General features: G+C 72.4%; 17 protein-coding genes and 1 tRNA gene. 11 read left to right on the forward strand and 7 right to left on the reverse strand.

Annotated features, from left to right (window positions below; translation table 11 throughout):
* Nucleotides 1–36: 36 nt before the first annotated feature.
* Nucleotides 37–1,527 carry an MFS transporter gene (locus GVL03_RS07100; RefSeq protein WP_200847087.1) on the reverse strand — a complete coding sequence of 497 codons (1,491 nt, stop codon included), beginning with the start codon at nucleotides 1,525–1,527 and terminating at the stop codon, nucleotides 37–39.
* Nucleotides 1,528–1,616: 89 nt separating this feature from the next.
* Between GVL03_RS07100 and GVL03_RS07105 the strand changes: the two genes are divergently transcribed.
* From GVL03_RS07105 to GVL03_RS07115, 3 genes are read left to right on the forward strand one after another with little or no spacing between them, the layout of a single operon-like run.
* Complete coding sequence (locus GVL03_RS07105) at nucleotides 1,617–2,132, forward strand: phosphoribosyltransferase (protein WP_159500292.1); 516 nt, start codon at nucleotides 1,617–1,619, stop codon at nucleotides 2,130–2,132.
* Nucleotides 2,133–2,135: 3 nt separating this feature from the next.
* Nucleotides 2,136–2,828: a uracil-DNA glycosylase gene (locus GVL03_RS07110; protein ID WP_159500293.1), complete on the forward strand. Its 693-nt coding sequence runs from the start codon at nucleotides 2,136–2,138 to the stop codon at nucleotides 2,826–2,828.
* Between the two features lie 10 nt (nucleotides 2,829–2,838).
* Nucleotides 2,839–3,450: a GNAT family N-acetyltransferase gene (locus GVL03_RS07115; protein WP_159500294.1), complete on the forward strand. Its 612-nt coding sequence runs from the start codon at nucleotides 2,839–2,841 to the stop codon at nucleotides 3,448–3,450.
* A 56-nt stretch (nucleotides 3,451–3,506) separates the two neighbouring features.
* On the opposite strand, the gene GVL03_RS07120 is transcribed toward GVL03_RS07115, so the two are convergent.
* On the reverse strand, nucleotides 3,507–4,463 hold the full coding sequence (locus GVL03_RS07120) for an alpha/beta fold hydrolase (RefSeq protein WP_159500295.1): 957 nt from the start codon (nucleotides 4,461–4,463) through the stop codon (nucleotides 3,507–3,509).
* Between the two features lie 138 nt (nucleotides 4,464–4,601).
* Here GVL03_RS07120 and GVL03_RS07125 point away from each other — a divergent pair, with 138 nt between their 5' ends.
* From GVL03_RS07125 to GVL03_RS07135, 3 genes are all read left to right on the forward strand, one after another.
* Nucleotides 4,602–5,072: a carboxymuconolactone decarboxylase family protein gene (locus GVL03_RS07125; protein WP_159500296.1), complete on the forward strand. Its 471-nt coding sequence runs from the start codon at nucleotides 4,602–4,604 to the stop codon at nucleotides 5,070–5,072.
* Entirely contained in the window at nucleotides 5,069–5,797 is a 729-nt protein-coding gene (locus GVL03_RS07130; protein ID WP_235038060.1) for a tyrosine-protein phosphatase, read from the forward strand. Before GVL03_RS07125 ends, GVL03_RS07130 begins: the two co-directional genes overlap by 4 nt.
* Nucleotides 5,798–5,902: 105 nt before the next feature.
* On the forward strand, nucleotides 5,903–6,373 hold the full coding sequence (locus GVL03_RS07135) for an SIP domain-containing protein (protein WP_159500297.1): 471 nt from the start codon (nucleotides 5,903–5,905) through the stop codon (nucleotides 6,371–6,373).
* Nucleotides 6,374–6,512: 139 nt separating this feature from the next.
* On the opposite strand, the gene GVL03_RS07140 is transcribed toward GVL03_RS07135, so the two are convergent.
* From GVL03_RS07140 to GVL03_RS07155, 4 genes are read right to left on the reverse strand one after another with little or no spacing between them, the layout of a single operon-like run.
* Entirely contained in the window at nucleotides 6,513–6,968 is a 456-nt protein-coding gene (locus GVL03_RS07140) for a Fe-S oxidoreductase (RefSeq protein ID WP_235038061.1), read from the reverse strand.
* Nucleotides 6,965–7,780: an arginase family protein gene (locus GVL03_RS07145; protein WP_159500298.1), complete on the reverse strand. Its 816-nt coding sequence runs from the start codon at nucleotides 7,778–7,780 to the stop codon at nucleotides 6,965–6,967. The genes GVL03_RS07140 and GVL03_RS07145 overlap by 4 nt, the downstream gene beginning before the upstream one ends.
* A 50-nt stretch (nucleotides 7,781–7,830) precedes the next feature.
* The gene (locus GVL03_RS07150) at nucleotides 7,831–8,622 is read right to left on the reverse strand and encodes a PspA/IM30 family protein (RefSeq protein WP_159500299.1); all 792 of its coding nucleotides are present in this window, start codon (nucleotides 8,620–8,622) and stop codon (nucleotides 7,831–7,833) included.
* Nucleotides 8,623–8,663: 41 nt separating this feature from the next.
* Entirely contained in the window at nucleotides 8,664–10,679 is a 2,016-nt protein-coding gene (locus GVL03_RS07155; RefSeq protein WP_159500300.1) for a TPM domain-containing protein, read from the reverse strand.
* Nucleotides 10,680–10,894: 215 nt separating this feature from the next.
* Here GVL03_RS07155 and GVL03_RS07160 point away from each other — a divergent pair, with 215 nt between their 5' ends.
* From GVL03_RS07160 to GVL03_RS07180, 5 genes are all read left to right on the forward strand, one after another.
* Entirely contained in the window at nucleotides 10,895–11,728 is an 834-nt protein-coding gene (locus GVL03_RS07160; protein ID WP_159500301.1) for a DUF3097 family protein, read from the forward strand.
* Between the two features lie 299 nt (nucleotides 11,729–12,027).
* Entirely contained in the window at nucleotides 12,028–12,690 is a 663-nt protein-coding gene (gene trmB, locus GVL03_RS07165) for a tRNA (guanosine(46)-N7)-methyltransferase TrmB (RefSeq protein ID WP_159500356.1), read from the forward strand.
* A 1-nt stretch (nucleotide 12,691) separates the two neighbouring features.
* The gene (locus GVL03_RS07170) at nucleotides 12,692–13,567 is read left to right on the forward strand and encodes a CPBP family intramembrane glutamic endopeptidase (protein ID WP_235038065.1); all 876 of its coding nucleotides are present in this window, start codon (nucleotides 12,692–12,694) and stop codon (nucleotides 13,565–13,567) included.
* Between the two features lie 145 nt (nucleotides 13,568–13,712).
* A complete protein-coding gene (locus tag GVL03_RS07175) occupies nucleotides 13,713–15,011 on the forward strand; it encodes a hypothetical protein (RefSeq protein ID WP_159500302.1) in 1,299 nt (432 codons plus the stop codon).
* A 43-nt stretch (nucleotides 15,012–15,054) separates the two neighbouring features.
* Nucleotides 15,055–15,127 (forward strand) — tRNA-Arg (locus GVL03_RS07180).
* A gap of 349 nt (nucleotides 15,128–15,476) precedes the next feature.
* Here GVL03_RS07180 and GVL03_RS07185 read toward each other — a convergent pair.
* On the reverse strand, nucleotides 15,477–15,776 hold the full coding sequence (locus GVL03_RS07185; RefSeq protein WP_159500303.1) for a metal-sensitive transcriptional regulator: 300 nt from the start codon (nucleotides 15,774–15,776) through the stop codon (nucleotides 15,477–15,479).
* Between the last annotated feature and the right edge of the window lie 6 nt (nucleotides 15,777–15,782).

Below are 15,782 nucleotides of genomic sequence, written 5' to 3' on the forward strand. Positions count from 1 at the left end.
TCGTCGGTCGTCAGCGACCCAGGCCGCTGGCCCGCGTCAGATGATCTGCGACTCGCCGGCGGCGGCGGCCGCCTCGGCGGTGTCGGTGTCGGCGAACGCGACCTTCGGCACCGCGAAGAGCACCGCGGCGGCGACGAACCCGCCGACCGCGCAGATCGTCCACACCGCGAGGTAGCCGCCGAGCGATGCGGCCGTCTGGCTTGCCACGGCGCCGAGGCCGGCGGCGAGCACGACCCCGAAGACAGCGGAGGCGAACGTGCCGCCGATCGTCTTGGTGGTGTTGGTGAGCGCGGAGGCGACCCCGGTCTGCCCACGCGGCGCCGCGGCGGCCGCGGCGGCCGGCAGCGCCGCGACGAGCGCACCCGAGCCGAGGCCCGCGATCGAGAGGTTCAGCAGCACCTGCCAGAGCTCGAGGTGGAACGGGAGGAACAGCAGATACCCGATGCCGACCAGCAGCGATGCGCCGATGAGGATCAGTCGCGGGCTCGCCCGGCGCGAGGTGAGGGAGAACACGACCGCGCCGACGATGAGCGACACGAGGTACACGCCGATGACGTTCGAGCGTCCGGTCGCGTCGAGGCCGAGACCATAGCCGAGCGAGGAGTCCGTGCCGGCGTACGTCGAGAGCGGGCCCTGCGCGCCCAGCAGGCTGATGCCGACGAGGGCGGCGGTCGCCTGGACCGGCCACATCTCGGGACGTCGGAGGACGCGGATGTCAATGGCCGGGTCCTCCTGCCGGAGCTCGAACCGGACGAACCACACGAACGCGGCGAGCCCCGCCGCCAGCAGCGCCCAGGTCCAGACGAACCCGGGTCCGTTGAGCCGCAGGAACGTGAGCGCGCTCGTGACCAGCAGCAGCGCGACGGCGAGGATGACGAAGCCTCCCGCGTCGAGCCGTCGTCCCGGGAGCGGCTCGGACTCGGGGACGCCGAACCAGATGACGAACCCGATGAGCGTCACCGCTATGGCGGGGATCATGAGGGTCACGGTGAGGTTCTCCGCCGTCGCGGCGAAGATGCGCCCGGCCGCCAGGGCTCCGACGATCGCGCCGGCCTGGAGGCCCACCACGAGCAGGCCCGCCGCCCGTCGAGTGGCCGAGACGCCGCGGCCCTGCCGGCGCCCGCGTTCGAAGATGAGCGCGATCTCGAGGGGCAGCCAGACGACGTAGAACCCCTGCAGCGCCCACGCGATGAGGAACCCCCAGAAACCGTCGGCGAAAACGATCCACCAGGTCGCGCCGGCGGTGAGGACCGTGGCGACGAGCAGGATCCGCTTGTGGCCGTACATGTCGCCGAGCTTCGCCAGCACGGGGACGACGAGCGCGGACAGCAGCAGCTGCGCCGCCTCGAACCAGTTCACGTCGGAGTCGTGCACGCCGAGGTGCTCCACGATGTCGCTGAACAGGGGCACATAGTATCCCTGCAGGATGCCGCTCGTGATCTCGACGAGGACGAACCATCCGATGAGCGAGGCGGTGATGCCCAGCGCGGAGGAGCGCAGTCGGCCGCGGGCGTCGGTTCGGGTCATGGCGACACGTTACTGGGCGCGGGCGCGGGCGTGCGTCCCGGAGGCCGGGAACGACCACGCGAGGCGCCCGCCGGCCGTAGGCTGGACGGGTGACTGAACAGAGCGCGGCGCCCGAGCGCGAGACCCTGACCTGGGACCGCTTCGGCGACGCATCCCGGGATCTTGCCCGCGACGTCATCGCCGCGGGGTTCGCGCCCGAGGTGGTCGTCGCGATCGCCCGCGGCGGGCTGCTTCCCGCGGGGGCGATCGCCTACGGGCTCGGCGTGAAGAACTGCGGTGCGATCAACGTGGAGTTCTACACCGGCATCGGCACGGTGCTCGACGCCCCGGAGCTGCTGCCGCCCGAGCTCGACCTGACCTACCTCGACGGCCGACGCGTCCTGCTCGTCGACGACGTCGCCGACAGCGGCCGCACGCTCGACCTCGCGGTGCGGCTGCTCACCGGGCGCGGCGCCGACGTGCGCTCGGCGGTCATCTACACGAAGCCCACGACCATCGTCCGCCCCGACTTCGAGTGGAAGCACACCGATCTCTGGATCGACTTCCCGTGGTCCTGGCAGGGCTCGGTCCTGGAAGAGGATGCGGGCCTGCCCGCATCGGCCTGAGCCATGGCGCGCTCGCTGCCGGAGCTCGCGGCGTCCGGACTCATGGATCCGGGCTGGGCCGAGGCCCTCGCGCCGGTGGGCCCCGACATCGCGGCGCTCGGCGAACGCCTGCGCGGCGAGGTCGCGGCGGGCCGGCGCTACCTGCCCGCGGGCAACCGCGTGCTGCGTGCCTTCGAACGGCCCCTCGCCGACGTGCGGGTGCTGATCGTCGGGCAGGACCCCTACCCGACGCCGGGGCATCCGATCGGTCTCTCGTTCGCCGTCGACGCGCACGTGCGTCCACTGCCGCGGAGTCTCGCGAACATCTATCAGGAGCTCTCCGCCGACCTCGGCATCGAGCCCGCTCCCCACGGGGATCTCACCGCCTGGACGGATCAGGGCGTCATGCTGCTCAACCGTGTGCTCACGGTCGCCCCCGGCGCGCCCGGATCGCACCGCGGCTGGGGATGGGAGCGCGTCACCGAGCACGCGATCCGCACGCTCGCCGCGCGGGACGCCCCGCTGGTGGCCATCCTGTGGGGCAGGGATGCGGCGAACCTGCGACCCCTGCTCGGCACGACGCCGATCATCGAGTCGCCGCATCCGTCGCCGCTGTCCGCGCACCGCGGGTTCTTCGGCTCCCGGCCGTTCTCCCGCGCGAACGAACTGCTCGCCGAGCGCGGCGCCGACCCCGTCGACTGGCGTATCCCGGCGTAGGCTGTTCGCCATGCTCGAAGAGGAATACGACCGGAACCGGCGGCGGATGCCATGGCATCTGCGGCGCGCCGTCGAGCCCGAACGCCCCTTCACCTACGAGATACGCCCCGCCGAGCCGCGGGACCTGCCGCACATCCGCGAGATCTACAACCACTACGTCACCAACTCGGTGGTCACCTTCGACGAGAAGAAGTGGTCGTTTGCGAAGTGGCGGGAGAAGTTCGACTTCCTGAAGAAGCTCGACCTGCCGTTCCTGGTCGCCGAGTCTCCCTCGGGACAGATCCTGGGGTACGCGCTCGCGCAGCCATGGGCCGGGAAGTCCGCGTTCCGGTACACGCTGGAGGACTCCATCTACCTCGGGCAGGCGGCGTCGGGCAAGGGGCTGGGTCGGGCGCTCCTCGAAGCCCTGATCGCGGCGTGCGAGGAGAAGGGCATCCGCGAGCTCGTCGCGGTCATCAGCGACAAGGGCGCCGAGGGATCCATCGCGCTGCACGAGAAGCTCGGGTTCGTCGAGGTCGGCCGGATGGGGCGGGTGGGCTTCAAGTTCGGCCGCTGGCTCGGCACGGTCTACCTGCAGAAGTCGCTGAAGCCGGTCAGGAAGCGCGGACTCTTCCGCCGCTGAGGCGGCCGGGACCGCTCGTGCGGTGGGTCGCGTGGCCGCGTTGTCGCGCGACGGCGTCAGTTGCTCTCCGCCGCGGTGCGCAGCAGATTCGCGAGGGGGACCGGGATCTCCTCGTGCACGTTGTGGTGCGCGTGCACGACGACGACCTCGGCATCGGGGCATCGCCGGGCGAACTCCGTCGCATCCTCCTCGGTCACGTAGCCGCGATCTGCGCGGATCAGGGTCAGCGGCGCACGGACCCCCTCGACGTCGTCCCAGCCGGCCGCCGAGAGCACGTCCCGCAGGGTGTCCGGGGCGGTCGGGGCGTCGCCGTCCGCGGTGTCTGCGCCTGGGGCGGCGGCGTTCGCCGCGGCGGCGGCGAGGTGCGCGAAGTGGTGCTTCCACTCGACCCGTCCGTCCGGCCGGATGCGCGAGTTCAGGTAGACCCCTCGGGTGGCCGCGGCGCGCGTGCCGCCCAGCCCGAAGCCGAGCGCCCGCTCCACCAGCTCGTCGCGCGTGGCCCAGTCGGTGGGGCCGGCGAAGAACTGCCGCACCTGGCGGGGACCCGCATCCGGATCGACGCCGGGCGTGATGTCGATGATCACGAGGCGCCGGACCAGATCGGGATGGGCCGCCGCCACGGCCGCGGCGGCGAGGCCGCCGAGCGAATGCCCGACGAGCACCTGCGGTCGGTCGGTCCACTCGCGCAGGGCGAGGGCGACGTCGCCGGCGAGGGTGCGCGGCGAGTAGTCGGCATCCTCGCGCCACGACGAGTCACCGTGTCCGGCCAGGTCGATCGCGAGCGCCGGGAGGCCGAGGGCGAGGATCGTCGTGTCCCACGTGTGCGCGTTCAGCCCCGCGCCGTGGAGGAAGGCGACCAGGGGCGGATCGTCGCCGTAGCGGAGCCCGGCGAGCGTCCGGCCGTCGGGGAGGTCGAGCGTCCGCCGTGCGGCGGCGGGGAGGGGGCCGCGGCGGCCGATGTCGGCGGCCTGCGCCGGGAGGAACGAGAACTCGTCGAAAGCGTCGTCGGTCACGAGGGAATGCTACGCGCAGCCATGCCGCTCCGGGACGACGATGCGCCGTATGACGCAGGATCACGGCCGTCCGGTGCCCCGGTCGGGATCGGGCGACGCTCCGCCCCGGCGCGCTGGTCGATCGGTACCCTGGGACCCATGAGCGAAGAGCGCCGGGTCCATCTCTCCAGGTCGGCGCCCGAGGCCTACAGGGCTCTCGAGGCGCTCGCCAAGACGGTCGGAGCGGTCGCCGCCGAGGCGGGCATCGACGACCGGCTCAAGGAGCTCGTGCAGCTGCACGCGTCACAGTTGAACGGATGCGCGTTCTGCGTCCGCGTGCACGTCGATCGCGGCCTCGCGGCGGGCCTGGACGCCGATGCGATCGCGCAGGTGGCCGTCTGGCGCGAGTCGGGCGTGTTCACGGAGCGGGAGCGCGCGGGACTCGAGCTCGCCGAGGCCGTCACCTTCATCGACGAGGGGGGCGTGCCCGACGAGGTCTACGATCGCGTCGGCGGCATCCTCTCGGAGACCGAGTACGTGGCGCTGAGCTGGATCCTCGTCTCGATCAACGCGTTCAACCGCATCGCCATCGCGGGACGCTACCCGGTGCCGCCGCGCGACCTGTCGTGAACGAGGTGCCCGCCCGCGCCATCGCGGGCGCCGAGAACTTCCGAGACACCGGCGGGCTTCCGGCGGCGGGCGGGACGACCCGATCGGGGGTCCTCTTCCGCTCCGGCACCCTCGCGCGCCTCGCCCCTGCCGCGCAGGCGGCGATCGCCGAGCTGGGGCTTCGGCGCATCATCGATCTGCGCGACGACGACGAAGTGCGGCGGGATCCGACGCTGCTCGAGCCCGTGGTGCTCGACACGGTGCGGGTCCCGCTGCTCCTCGGCTCGGTGTCCTCCTTCCTCGAGGCCGACCGGGGGCTCGACGAGCTCTACGCGCATATCGTCGATGAGTCGGCGCCGCAACTGATCGAGGTCGTGCATGGCGTGCTGGCGATGCAGCCGGTGCTCGTGCACTGCACGGCGGGCAAGGACCGCACGGGCGTCTCGATCGCGCTGATCCTCGCGGCGACGGGTGTGGAGGAGGACGCCATCGTCGCGGACTACGCGCGTACCGCGGCCATGCTCTCGCCGGAGCGGAATCGTCGCGTCCTGTCGTCGCTGCGGATGGCACATCCGCAGTCGGCGCATCTCGAGGAGCTCGTCACGGGCTCGCCGGAACCGGTGATGCGGACGCTGCTCGACCGCCTGCGGAGCTCCTACGGCGCCCCCGTCGAGTACCTGCGGGCGGCGGGCCTGCACGACGACGAGATCGTCGAGCTCCGCCGCATCCTGGTCGCCGCGTCCTGAGCCGTCGGGGCCGACGCGGGCGGATGCGCCGCATCCTGTGCGATCGAGAAGAATTCCCCGCGAGGGTAGGCATGCCTAACCTCGCGGGGTTATAGTGGGTGCGTCATGATCGAGCACACCGTCCACAGCCAGAGCGCCTGCCGTGCGTCCAAGCACGTGCGCGCCCAGCACCTGGTGACGGCTGACGAGACCTCGCTCTCCGACCTCGAGATGCTGCTGACGACGCTCCCGCTCTGCTCCACGGGCCGCGTGTTCGTCGAGGTCCCCGACGAGGAGCACATCGTCGACATCCGCGTTCCCGCCCGCATGACGATCACGTGGCTCGCGCGGTCCCGTCGCACGGGGGATCCTGGCACGGGACGCGCCTGCGCCCCCGGCGTCGCCCTCAGCCGAGCCGTCATCGCGTGGGCCGACGAGATGCTCTGCACCGATGACGACGCCTGCGGCACGTCGGTGACGCTGCTCGGCGGCTACCTCGGCACGGCCGACATCGTCGACCACCTCGTCGAGAACCGGGGCATCCCGGCGGTGCGCATCCACACCCCGGAGCGCTTCGGTCTGCTCACCTCGCGCTGAGGTCAGCGTCTCGGCGCCCCTGGCGGGCCACACATGTCATGAGCTATGAACGGGCCGGCCTCCCCATGACCTGGCGACGCGCCCCTTCGTCTCGGAGCTCGCGCTTTCGCTTCAGGAACCGAACCCGGAGACCTCCGGGTCAGCGGGAGGAGCGGCGCACGTAGTTGCCGTCCTCGAGGCCGGCCTCGATCTCGAAGCGGTTGCGCAGCGGGTCGCGGCCCGCGAGCGCGTACAGCACGGGCATGAGGAAGCCGTAGCGACGCCACTGACGCTCGTGGACGGCCTCGTGCGCGAGGAGCCGCGCGTTCGTGGGACCGTCGCCGGTGAGGAAGCAGTTCCCCACGCACACGCCGCCGCGGGGATACGCCCAGGAGGGCAGCCCGCGGAACACGTGGAGCGGGCCGTGCCGCTCCACCCGGCCGCGGCTCCACACCGATCCCCACATCCAGCCGACGGTGCATCCGTACAGGTAGCCGATCCGGCTGACGGGGGAGTCGAGCAGGAATGCAGGGATCCAGCGGTCGAGCCGCCGTCCCCGTTCCACGGCGCGTTCGGCACGCGCGCGCCAGTCGGCCGGCGGGCGAGCGGCGCTCACGCGAGCGCCCCCACGAGGCGCAGGATCGTCCCCAGGTCGGATGCGGCGTCCGCGGGGGAGGCGGGGGCGAACTCGGTGATCGTGGCGCCGGCGACGGGAAAGGCCTCGCGGAGGGCTCTGAGCGCGGCCACGAGCGCGACCGGATCCGCTCCGAAGGGCACCGGGAAGCCGATCCCGGTGATCGCGGACGGGTCGAGCACGTCGAGGTCGATGTGGATGTGGATGCGGCGCGCGCCGGTGGCGGCGACCGCGGCGACGAGCTGCGCGGGATCGTCGAGGGCGTCGGTGGGGAGCATCCGGATCCCCGCCTCCTCGACGAACGCCGCTTCTGCGGGGTCCAGATCGCGGGTTCCGACGAGCACGACCCGCGCGGGCGTGACCGCACCCGCGGGCAGGGCGAGACCTTCGGGGCCTTCTCCGAGGATCGCCCGCAGCACCATGCCGTGGAAGGCGCCCGACAGGCTGCTCTCGGGGGAGTTCAGGTCGGCGTGCGCGTCCATCCAGACGACGGCGAGGTCGTCTCCCGCCGTCGCGGCGACCGCCCCGGCGGCGACGCCGCAGTCGCCGCCCACCACGATGAGCGGCTCCTCCGCGTGACGCACCGCCTCTTCGACGAGCTCGCGGACGCGTCGCAGCGTCGAGAGCCGGCGTACGCCCGTGCCCAGGTCCTCTCCGGCCTCGGCCGGGACCTCGATCATGGTGCACGCGGCTCTCGGCAGATCGCCGGCGATCGCCTCGGCGCCGTCGACGAGCTGCATCGCCCGTGCCGAGGAGGAGCCCTGCCACTGCGGCACGATCAGGAAGCGCGCCATCTCCATCACCTCCGGAAGGGCGGGGCCGCGACGCGCGACCCCGCCGTCGCTCACTGCTGGTGCTGCTGCGGCAGTTGCTGCTGCGGGACGGGCTGCCCCTCGGCGCCGGCGCCGAGCGCGCCCTGCGGCTGGCCCCCTGCCTTCAGCGCGGCCAGCCGCGCCTCGACCTCGGTGAGCTCGCCGATGTCGTCGAGGCTCTCGAACTGGGCGTCGAGGCTCGACGCGGCGAGCTCCGCCTTGCCCTGGGCGAGAGCCTCCTGACGGCGGATCTTGTCCTCGAATCGGCCGATCTCGCTCGTCGGGTCGAGCACGTTGACGCTCTTGATGGCATCGTGCACCTTGTTCTGCGCCTCGGCGACCTTGGCACGCGCGAGCAGCTCGCTGCGCTTGGTCTTCAGCTGCTCGAGCTTCTGCTTCATGCCGCTGAGGCCGTCTTTGAGCTTGTCGACGACCTCGGTCTGCGCGGCGATCTGCGGGGCGGCGGCCTTCGCCTGGCTCTCCTCGGAGAGCTGGCGCTGCAGCGCGATCTTGGCGAGGTTGTCGAACTTGTCGGCATCCGTCGCGTTCCCGGCGCCGCGCAGGTCGTCGGCCCGCCGGCTGGCGGCGAGGGCCTTGCTGCCCCACTCGGCCGCGGCCTGCACGTCCTCCTGGTGGTCGCGCTCCAGCAGCCGCAGGTTGCCGATCGTCTCGGCGATGGCCGCCTCCGCGTCGGCGATGTTGTTCGTGTAGTCGCGCACGAGCTGGTCGAGCATCTTCTGCGGGTCCTCCGCAGAATCGATCATCGCGTTGACGTTCGCGCGGACGAGGGTCGAGATGCGTCCGAAGATGGACTGCTTGGCCATCGTGTTTCCTTTCCTTGAGGTGTTCTCCGGGTGGGGCGGGGTCAGAAACGGCCGCCGCCGGAGCGGGACCGGCCGCCGCCGCCGAAGCTTCCGCCGCCGCTCCGGGAGCGTCCGCCCCCGAAGCCGCCGCCGCCACGGGAGCCGCCCCCGCCGCCGCGCGAGCCGCCGCCGAACCCGCCGAAGCCGCTGTTGCGGGAGCGTCCGCCGCCGCCTCCGAGCATCGAGCCGATGAGGAGCCCGCCCAGCATGGCGCCCATGTCGTTCCCTCCGCCGCCTCCGGCCGGGGCGAACACATCGACGTCGCCCCGTGCGGATTCGGTCGCCGAGGCGGCGAGCTGTGCGGCGCGCTGAGCGGCCTGCAGGGCGCGCTCGGGGTCGGTCGCCTGCAGTCCCTGCGCCTCGGTGAGCGAGGTGCGGGCCTCGGTCAGCCGCGTGCGTGCGGTGGCGCCGACGGCACCGCGCCGGGCGGCGATGAAGTCCTCGGCGGCCGAGATCTGGGCCGCGGCCTGCGCCAGGGTGGGACCGAGCAGCTGACGGGCGTGGTCGATGCGGGCCGCGGCGTCGCGGGCGGACAGCAGGAGGGCGTCGAGCTTCTCGTCCGCGGCCTGCAGCCGCTGCAGGGTCGCCACGGGATCGCCCGCGCCCTCGCGGGCCGCGTCGGCCTCGACGCGGGCTGCGGCCACGGCGCTCGCGAGGCGGCCGTCGGCATCCGGCAGAGCGGCTGCGGAGGCGATGTCGCGGTCGAGCTCCGCTGCGAGCGCCGGGATCTGTGCGGCGGCGCTCGTCAGCTGCGCATCGAGGGTGTCGACGGCCTGCGCCAGCCCGCGCGCCTGCGCCACGGCGTCCTCGGCCGAGCGGATGGCGACCGCGGCGTCTCCCGACGCGCCGCGGGCGAGCGCGGCGGCGGCGGCGGCGAGCTGGTCATCTGCGAAGCCGAGACGATGGCGGGCCTGCTCGATGTTGTCGGCGACGGTCACGAGCGCGGACGCGGCATAGGTCGCGCTCAGCTGTGCGATCCGGGCCGACGCGGGGGAGACCTCGTCCTCGGCGTTCTTGCGCTCTGCGCGCACGCGGTCGAGTGCGGCCGGGGCGTCCTGCTCGAGCCGACGCAGCTCGTCGAAGGCCGCGGCCTGCTCGTCGAGGCGCGCCTCGGCGCTCTCGCACAGCGCGAGCACCTCGGTGTGCCACGCGCGCACCTGCTCGTCGCTGTCGGGGATGTCGTCGTCGAGCTGCTGACGCAGGGAGAACGCCCGGTCGAGGTCGGCCCGGGATGCGGCGAGGGCGGCGACGAACGGCGCGGTCGCCGAGTCGGGGAACTGCGCTGTGGCGAAGCCGAGCTCCTGCTCGCCCGTGCGGAGGGCGTCGTCGGTACGGACGAGGGCCGCGGCGGCGCGCCGCCCGAGATCGGCTGTGCTCTCGGCGGGCTTCGCGGCTGCACCGTCGCCCTTCCGGCGCGAGCGCACCACGAAGAAGATGACGACGGCCACGATGGCGGCACCGGCGATGACGGCGATGATCACGCCGACGTCGATGCCGGAGCCGTCCGCGGGTGAGACGGAGCCGTCGTCGTCGGACGAGACGGTGCCGCCGACTGCGACGGTGATGCCGTCGGCGGCCGCGTCGATCGCCCCCGCCCAGTCGTCGTCACGGAGGGCGGGCAGGATGCTCTGCTGTTCGATCGTGGCGAGCTGGTCCTCGCTCAACGGCCCTGCGGAGTCGCCGGAGAGGTAGAACTGGCGCGAGTCGACCGCGACCGCGAGCAGGTACTGGCTCGGCCCCAGCCCGTTCTGCTCGGCCGTCGTGTTCGCCCAATCCTCGGCGGCGGCGGGATCGCTGAAGCGATCGACGTAGACGACCCACAGATCGAGGCCGGTCTCGTCCGTGAGACGTTCGAGTCGCGCCTCGGCGGCGTCGACCTCGGCGGAGCCGAGAACCGCGGCGTCGTCGTAGACGTAGCCGGATCCGAGGGTGACCGGTGCCGCGGCGAGGGCGGGGCCGGCTCCGATGAGGACGAACGCGAGCGCGGCGAGAAGAGTAAGAGCCCAGCGCTGTCGCATCGATCGTCTCCTCCGAGGGGGGTGGGACACGTCCCGTCACGAGTCTATGCAGTCCGACTCGAAAATCCCCCGAGAGACGGCTTCCGAGTCCTCCGCGAGGGGCAGTGCTCCGGCGCCGCTGATCAGGGGCCGCCGATCCGGCGTGTGCCAGGGACGCGCGCATCGGCGGGTCGCTCCGCGGCGCGCGGCCGACGAGTGGGTACGCTGGCGCACCGATGGACGACCGATACGGATCAGATGTGCTCGCCGCCGGCTGGCGCGAGCGCTCGCAGCGCACGCTCGCCCGCGTGGAAGCGCAGCGTGATCTCGTGGTCGAGGTCGCCGAGGACGGCTACTGCGGTGCGGTGGTCGGGATCACCGGCGGGCTCGTCGAGCTCGAGGACCGCCATGACCGGCGCCGCGTCTTCCCTCTCGGGCCCGGATTCCTCGTCGACGGCGAGGCGGTCGTGCTGGTCGCCCCCGCACGATCGGCGCCCGCGGCGTCCCGGCGCACCGCGTCCGGCTCGTTCGCCGTGGCCGAGGCACGTGCCCGGGTGGCCCGGCCGAGCCGCATCCTCGTCGAGGGGCGTCATGACGCCGAGCTCGTGGAGAAGGTCTGGGGCGACGACCTGCGGGTCGAAGGCGTCGTCGTGGAGTACCTCGAGGGGGTCGACCTGCTCGCCGAGATGCTGGACGCCGAGCCGCCCACCGCCGAACGGCGTTACGGGGTGCTCGTGGACCACCTCGTGCCGGGATCGAAGGAGGCGCGCATCGCCCAGACGGTGGAGCGTGGACGCCACGGCGCACACGTGCGGATCGTCGGCCACCCGTTCGTCGACGTGTGGCAGTGCGTGACCCCGCGTGCGCTCGGCATCCGGGCGTGGCCGGAGGTCCCGCGCGGGATCGACTGGAAGACGGGCGTCTGTCGCGGGCTCGGCTGGCCGGCCGCCGAGCAGGCCGACTTCGCCCGCGCGTGGAAGCGGATCCTCGGCTCGGTGCACTCGTACCGCGACCTGGAGCCGACACTGCTCGGACGCGTCGAGGAGCTCATCGACTTCGTGACGGCCTGACCCGCCACGGAGCGCTCAGCAGGAGCCCGGGCCGCTGAGCCGGAGAGTCGCGGAGCCCGCGAGACTGCAGCGGGGCGCCGAGACAGCGGGGCAACCCCACGGTCTCGGCGCCCACGTGCAGTCTCGCGGTTCTCGCCGCCCCGCGGAGGCCCCTGAGCGACGAGCCCAGCTCCGAGACGAAGGGCGGCGACCGGGCCGGTCGCCCCGGCGACACGGCTGGCTACCCTGGGAGGGTGACCGAACCCGCGCCCGGAGTCTTCCGCGACCGTCCCGTCTCGTTCGTCCGCCGCAGCGGCAGGATGTCCGAGGCGCAGGAGCGCGCGTGGAGCGAGCTCGCCCCGGCGTTCGTGCTGCCGGTGCCGCGCGACACGGCCGCGACGAGCGTCGCCCGCGGCGCCGAGCTGGATCCGGTCGCGGTATGGGGGCGCACGGCGCCGCTCGTGGTCGAGATCGGATCCGGGCAGGGGCACGCGATCGTGCATGGGGCATCCTCCCGGCCCGACGACGACTTCCTCGCGGTCGAGGTCTTCCGGGCGGGCCTGGCCCGCACGATGCTCGATGCCGAGCGCGCGGCCCTGCGCAACCTCCGGCTCGTCGAGGCGAACGCCCCCGAGGTGCTCGAGCGGCTGCTCCCGGCGGGCTCCGTCGACGAGCTGTGGGTCTTCTTCCCCGACCCGTGGCACAAGAAGAAGCACACCAAGCGCCGGCTCGTGCAGCCGGAGTTCGTGCCGCACGCCGGCCGCGCGGTGCGACCGGGCGGGATGCTCCGTCTCGCGACCGACTGGGAGGACTACGCGCGGCAGATGCGCGACGTGCTGGATGCGGCGCCGGAGTTCGAGCGGGCGTTCGAGGACGACTGGGCGCCGCGGTTCGACGGGCGGGTGCTGACCGCCTTCGAGCGCAAGGGCGAGCGCGCGGGGCGCGCCATCCGGGATCTCGTCTACCGCCGCGCGGGTGCCTGACGTGCCGGCTGCGACATCGGCGATCCCGTCGACCGGGCGCCCGCTGTGGACGTGGGGCATCCTGCCCGCGTTGCTCGTCTGCCTCGCCGCGCCCGCGTTCTTCGTGCTGCTCACGCCGTGGCTCGGCTGGCTGCTGCTCGCAACAGGGCTCGCTGCGGCGTGGTGGCTCGACCGTCGCGGGGAGCCCGTCGACGCGGGCATCGGCTCGTCCCGGCGCCCCTCGTTGCTGCGCGACCTCTCGCTCATCGGCCTGGGCCTTCTCATCGTCAGCGCCATCCCGCTCGCGGCCGAGCTCGACAACGCCGCCATGCTGCGCTTCACGCTCGCACTCGGCGGCGCCGTCGCCGTGCCCTATCTCGTCTCCCGGTTCGTCTACCGTGATCACGGCATCCGGTTCCCGTGGCGCGGCGGCGGGCGCTGGACGCTGTTCCAGTGGTCGTGGCTCGCCGCCGTGCTGGTGCTCGGCTGGTTGATCCTGCCGTTCTACTTCATCACGTCGGGCGTGTACCTCAACTGGCCCGTCGTCGACACTCCCGATCTCATCGCGCGCCTGTTCGTCGGCGTCGGCACCGTCGGCATCTGGGACGAGCTGTTCTTCGTCTGCACGGTCTTCGCGCTGTTGCGCCGACATCTGCGCGATCCCGTCGCGAACGTCCTCCAGATGATCGTGTTCGTCTCGTTCCTGTGGGAGCTCGGCTACCGCGCCTGGGGCCCGGCGCTGACCATCCCCTTCGCGTTGCTGCAGGGCTTCATCTTCTTGCGCACCCGATCGCTCGCCTACGTCGTGACGGTGCACCTGCTCTTCGACGCCGTCGTGTTCGCCGTGCTCGTGCACGCCCACAACCCGGGCCTGCTGGACGGCTGGTTCCTGGTCTGACCCGCGCGGAGCGGGGCTCTGTTCGCCCGCATGACATCCCGTTCACCCGGATGAGGGGGCGGGCATGGCATGATCCTCCCAGCGACGCGGCGGCTCGCCGCATACCCGTCGGCTCCAGGCGTGCACGGCGCGCGGGAAGGACCTCGTGACCTCGACCGACTCCGCGCGCCGGCCGCCGGGAGCGACCGCGCCCGACGGGTCTCTGCGCGGTCGTCTCCGCCGGGCGGGGGCGGGCGTGAGGGGCTGGGTCGAGGACGCGATGCGTCCCGACCCGCGCGTGCGGCGCGTCACCCGCCGCGACCTCGCCGCCGTGCTCCGGGTCTGGGCGCTCGGCCGTGCGGTCAGCCTCGCGCTCCTCGGTATCGGCTATGCGCTGTCGAAGACCTTCGACTGGGGGTTCGGAGCGCAGGGTCTCCCCGCGGGGGACTTCCTCTCGTTCCTCACCGCATGGGATGCCGACCGGTACGGCCGCATCTCGCGGATCGGCTACCCCCTCGAACTGCCCATCGACGCGAGCGGGACGGTGTATCCGAACGACTGGGCCTTCATGCCGGTCTTCCCGCTGCTCGAGCGCGCGGTCGCGGACGCGACCGGCTGGGGCTGGCAGCTCAGCGGCATCGTGCTCGGCGTCGTCTTCAGTGCCGGCGCGACGGTCGCGCTCTTCCTCTTCCTGCGCGCAGTGACCTCGCCGCGGCAGGCGTGGTGGGCGGTGGTCCTCTTCTCCCTCGGGCCGCTGTCGTTCATCTTCATGGTCGCCTACGCCGAGTCGCTGTTCCTCATGCTCCTGTTCGCGGGGCTGCTGCTGGCAGTGCGACGGCGGTTCATGTGGATCGCACCGATCGGCGTCCTCGCCGCGTTCGTCCGACCGGGCGCGCTCACGCTCGCCCTCGCCCTCGGCATCCTCTTCGTCGTGCGCTGGGCGCGCCGCCGGGTCGACCCGTTCCCGGCGGCGCAGATCGTGGGCCTGCTCGTCGCGGGGCTCTCGATCGCCGTGGCGGGGCTCTCCTGGGCGTGGATCGTCGAGATCGTCACGGCCACCCCGCACGCCTACGTCCTCACCGAGACGTCCTGGTGGCGTCCGTACCTCGGCGAGGTGCACTTCGTCCCGCTGACCCCCTGGTTCCTGTTCGCCGGCACCTACCTCGGGGTCTTCGGCATCCTGCTGGTGCTCGTGGCCATGGCCCTGTGCGGGATGCTGATCTGGTCGCGATCGGTCCGCCGCCTGGGCCTGGTGATCGGCGCATTCGTGCTGAGCTACGGCCTGTACCTGTTCGGGGTGTTCCTGCCGCAGCAGAGCCTGTTCCGACTGCTCCTGCCCGCCTCGCCCCTGCTCGCCCACGAACGGCTGAGCTCGACCCGGGCATGGCGCCGCGGGACGCTCGGCGCCGCGATCGGACTGCAGGCGCTCGCCGTGCTCGTGCTCTGGACGATCGGGTATCCCTGAGGCGTCAGGAGGCCGGTTCCCGGGTGATAGTCTCGATCGGTACGCCTCCGTAGCTCAGTGGATAGAGCGCCGGTTTCCGGTACCGTAGGTCGCAGGTTCGACTCCTGTCGGGGGCACCCGTTGTTCGATGTTCGAGACTCCGGCACGTTGACTCGTGTCGGAGTCTCGGCTTCGGCGTCCGCGCGTGGCGTTCCGTCCAGGGGAGGGTCTCCTGCCGGATCTCAGGGGCGAGGATCACCGGCTTCGCGAGGGCGGCGTAGATCTCGTCTCCTTCGCCGATGCGCATGCGGGTGGAGAACTCCTGGTTCGCGAGTCTGCGGTGCTGATCGCTGCAGCCGGCGCGGATGCGGCCGATGTCGGCGGCGAGCTCGGCGAGGACCCTGTCGTGGAACTGCGTGAACTGCGTGAACTGCTCCAGCCGGCTCGCCCTGGAGATGACGCGACAGGGCGCGGGGCCTTTGACGCTCAGGACCTCACGAGCCGGGCGATCGCGGCCGACGCCTCGGCGATCCTCCGGTCGGCTTCGGGGCCGCCCTCCGCGGCCGCGTCGAGGACGCAGCGTCTGAGGTGGTCGTCGAGCAGTCCGAGGGCGACGCTCTCCAGCGCCGACGTGAGGGCGCTGATCTGGGTGAGGATGTCGATGCAGTAGGCGTCCTCGGCGACCATGCGGTGGATGCCTCGAGCCTGGCCCTCGATCCTCTTCACTCGCGCGAGGTAGCGGTCCTTGTCGGTGACGTGGCCGTGCGCGCCCGCGGTCGGCGTCATGGTCGT

The organism is Microbacterium sp. 18062, from assembly GCF_902706225.1.
In the GTDB taxonomy this organism is placed as follows: domain Bacteria; phylum Actinomycetota; class Actinomycetes; order Actinomycetales; family Microbacteriaceae; genus Microbacterium.

Excerpts from the sequence above, each read along its gene's own strand:
- GVL03_RS07100 (WP_200847087.1), bottom strand. The coding sequence starts at position 1,527 with ATGACCCGAACCGACGCCCGCGGCCGACTGCGCTCCTCCGCGCTGGGC.
- GVL03_RS07110 (WP_159500293.1), top strand. The coding sequence starts at position 2,136 with ATGGCGCGCTCGCTGCCGGAGCTCGCGGCGTCCGGACTCATGGATCCG.
- GVL03_RS07115 (WP_159500294.1), top strand. The coding sequence starts at position 2,839 with ATGCTCGAAGAGGAATACGACCGGAACCGGCGGCGGATGCCATGGCAT.
- GVL03_RS07125 (WP_159500296.1), top strand. The coding sequence starts at position 4,602 with ATGAGCGAAGAGCGCCGGGTCCATCTCTCCAGGTCGGCGCCCGAGGCC.
- GVL03_RS07135 (WP_159500297.1), top strand. The coding sequence starts at position 5,903 with ATGATCGAGCACACCGTCCACAGCCAGAGCGCCTGCCGTGCGTCCAAG.
- GVL03_RS07145 (WP_159500298.1), bottom strand. The coding sequence starts at position 7,780 with ATGGCGCGCTTCCTGATCGTGCCGCAGTGGCAGGGCTCCTCCTCGGCA.
- GVL03_RS07150 (WP_159500299.1), bottom strand. The coding sequence starts at position 8,622 with ATGGCCAAGCAGTCCATCTTCGGACGCATCTCGACCCTCGTCCGCGCG.
- GVL03_RS07155 (WP_159500300.1), bottom strand. The coding sequence starts at position 10,679 with ATGCGACAGCGCTGGGCTCTTACTCTTCTCGCCGCGCTCGCGTTCGTC.
- GVL03_RS07160 (WP_159500301.1), top strand. The coding sequence starts at position 10,895 with ATGGACGACCGATACGGATCAGATGTGCTCGCCGCCGGCTGGCGCGAG.
- trmB (WP_159500356.1), top strand. The coding sequence starts at position 12,028 with ATGTCCGAGGCGCAGGAGCGCGCGTGGAGCGAGCTCGCCCCGGCGTTC.
- GVL03_RS07185 (WP_159500303.1), bottom strand. The coding sequence starts at position 15,776 with ATGACGCCGACCGCGGGCGCGCACGGCCACGTCACCGACAAGGACCGC.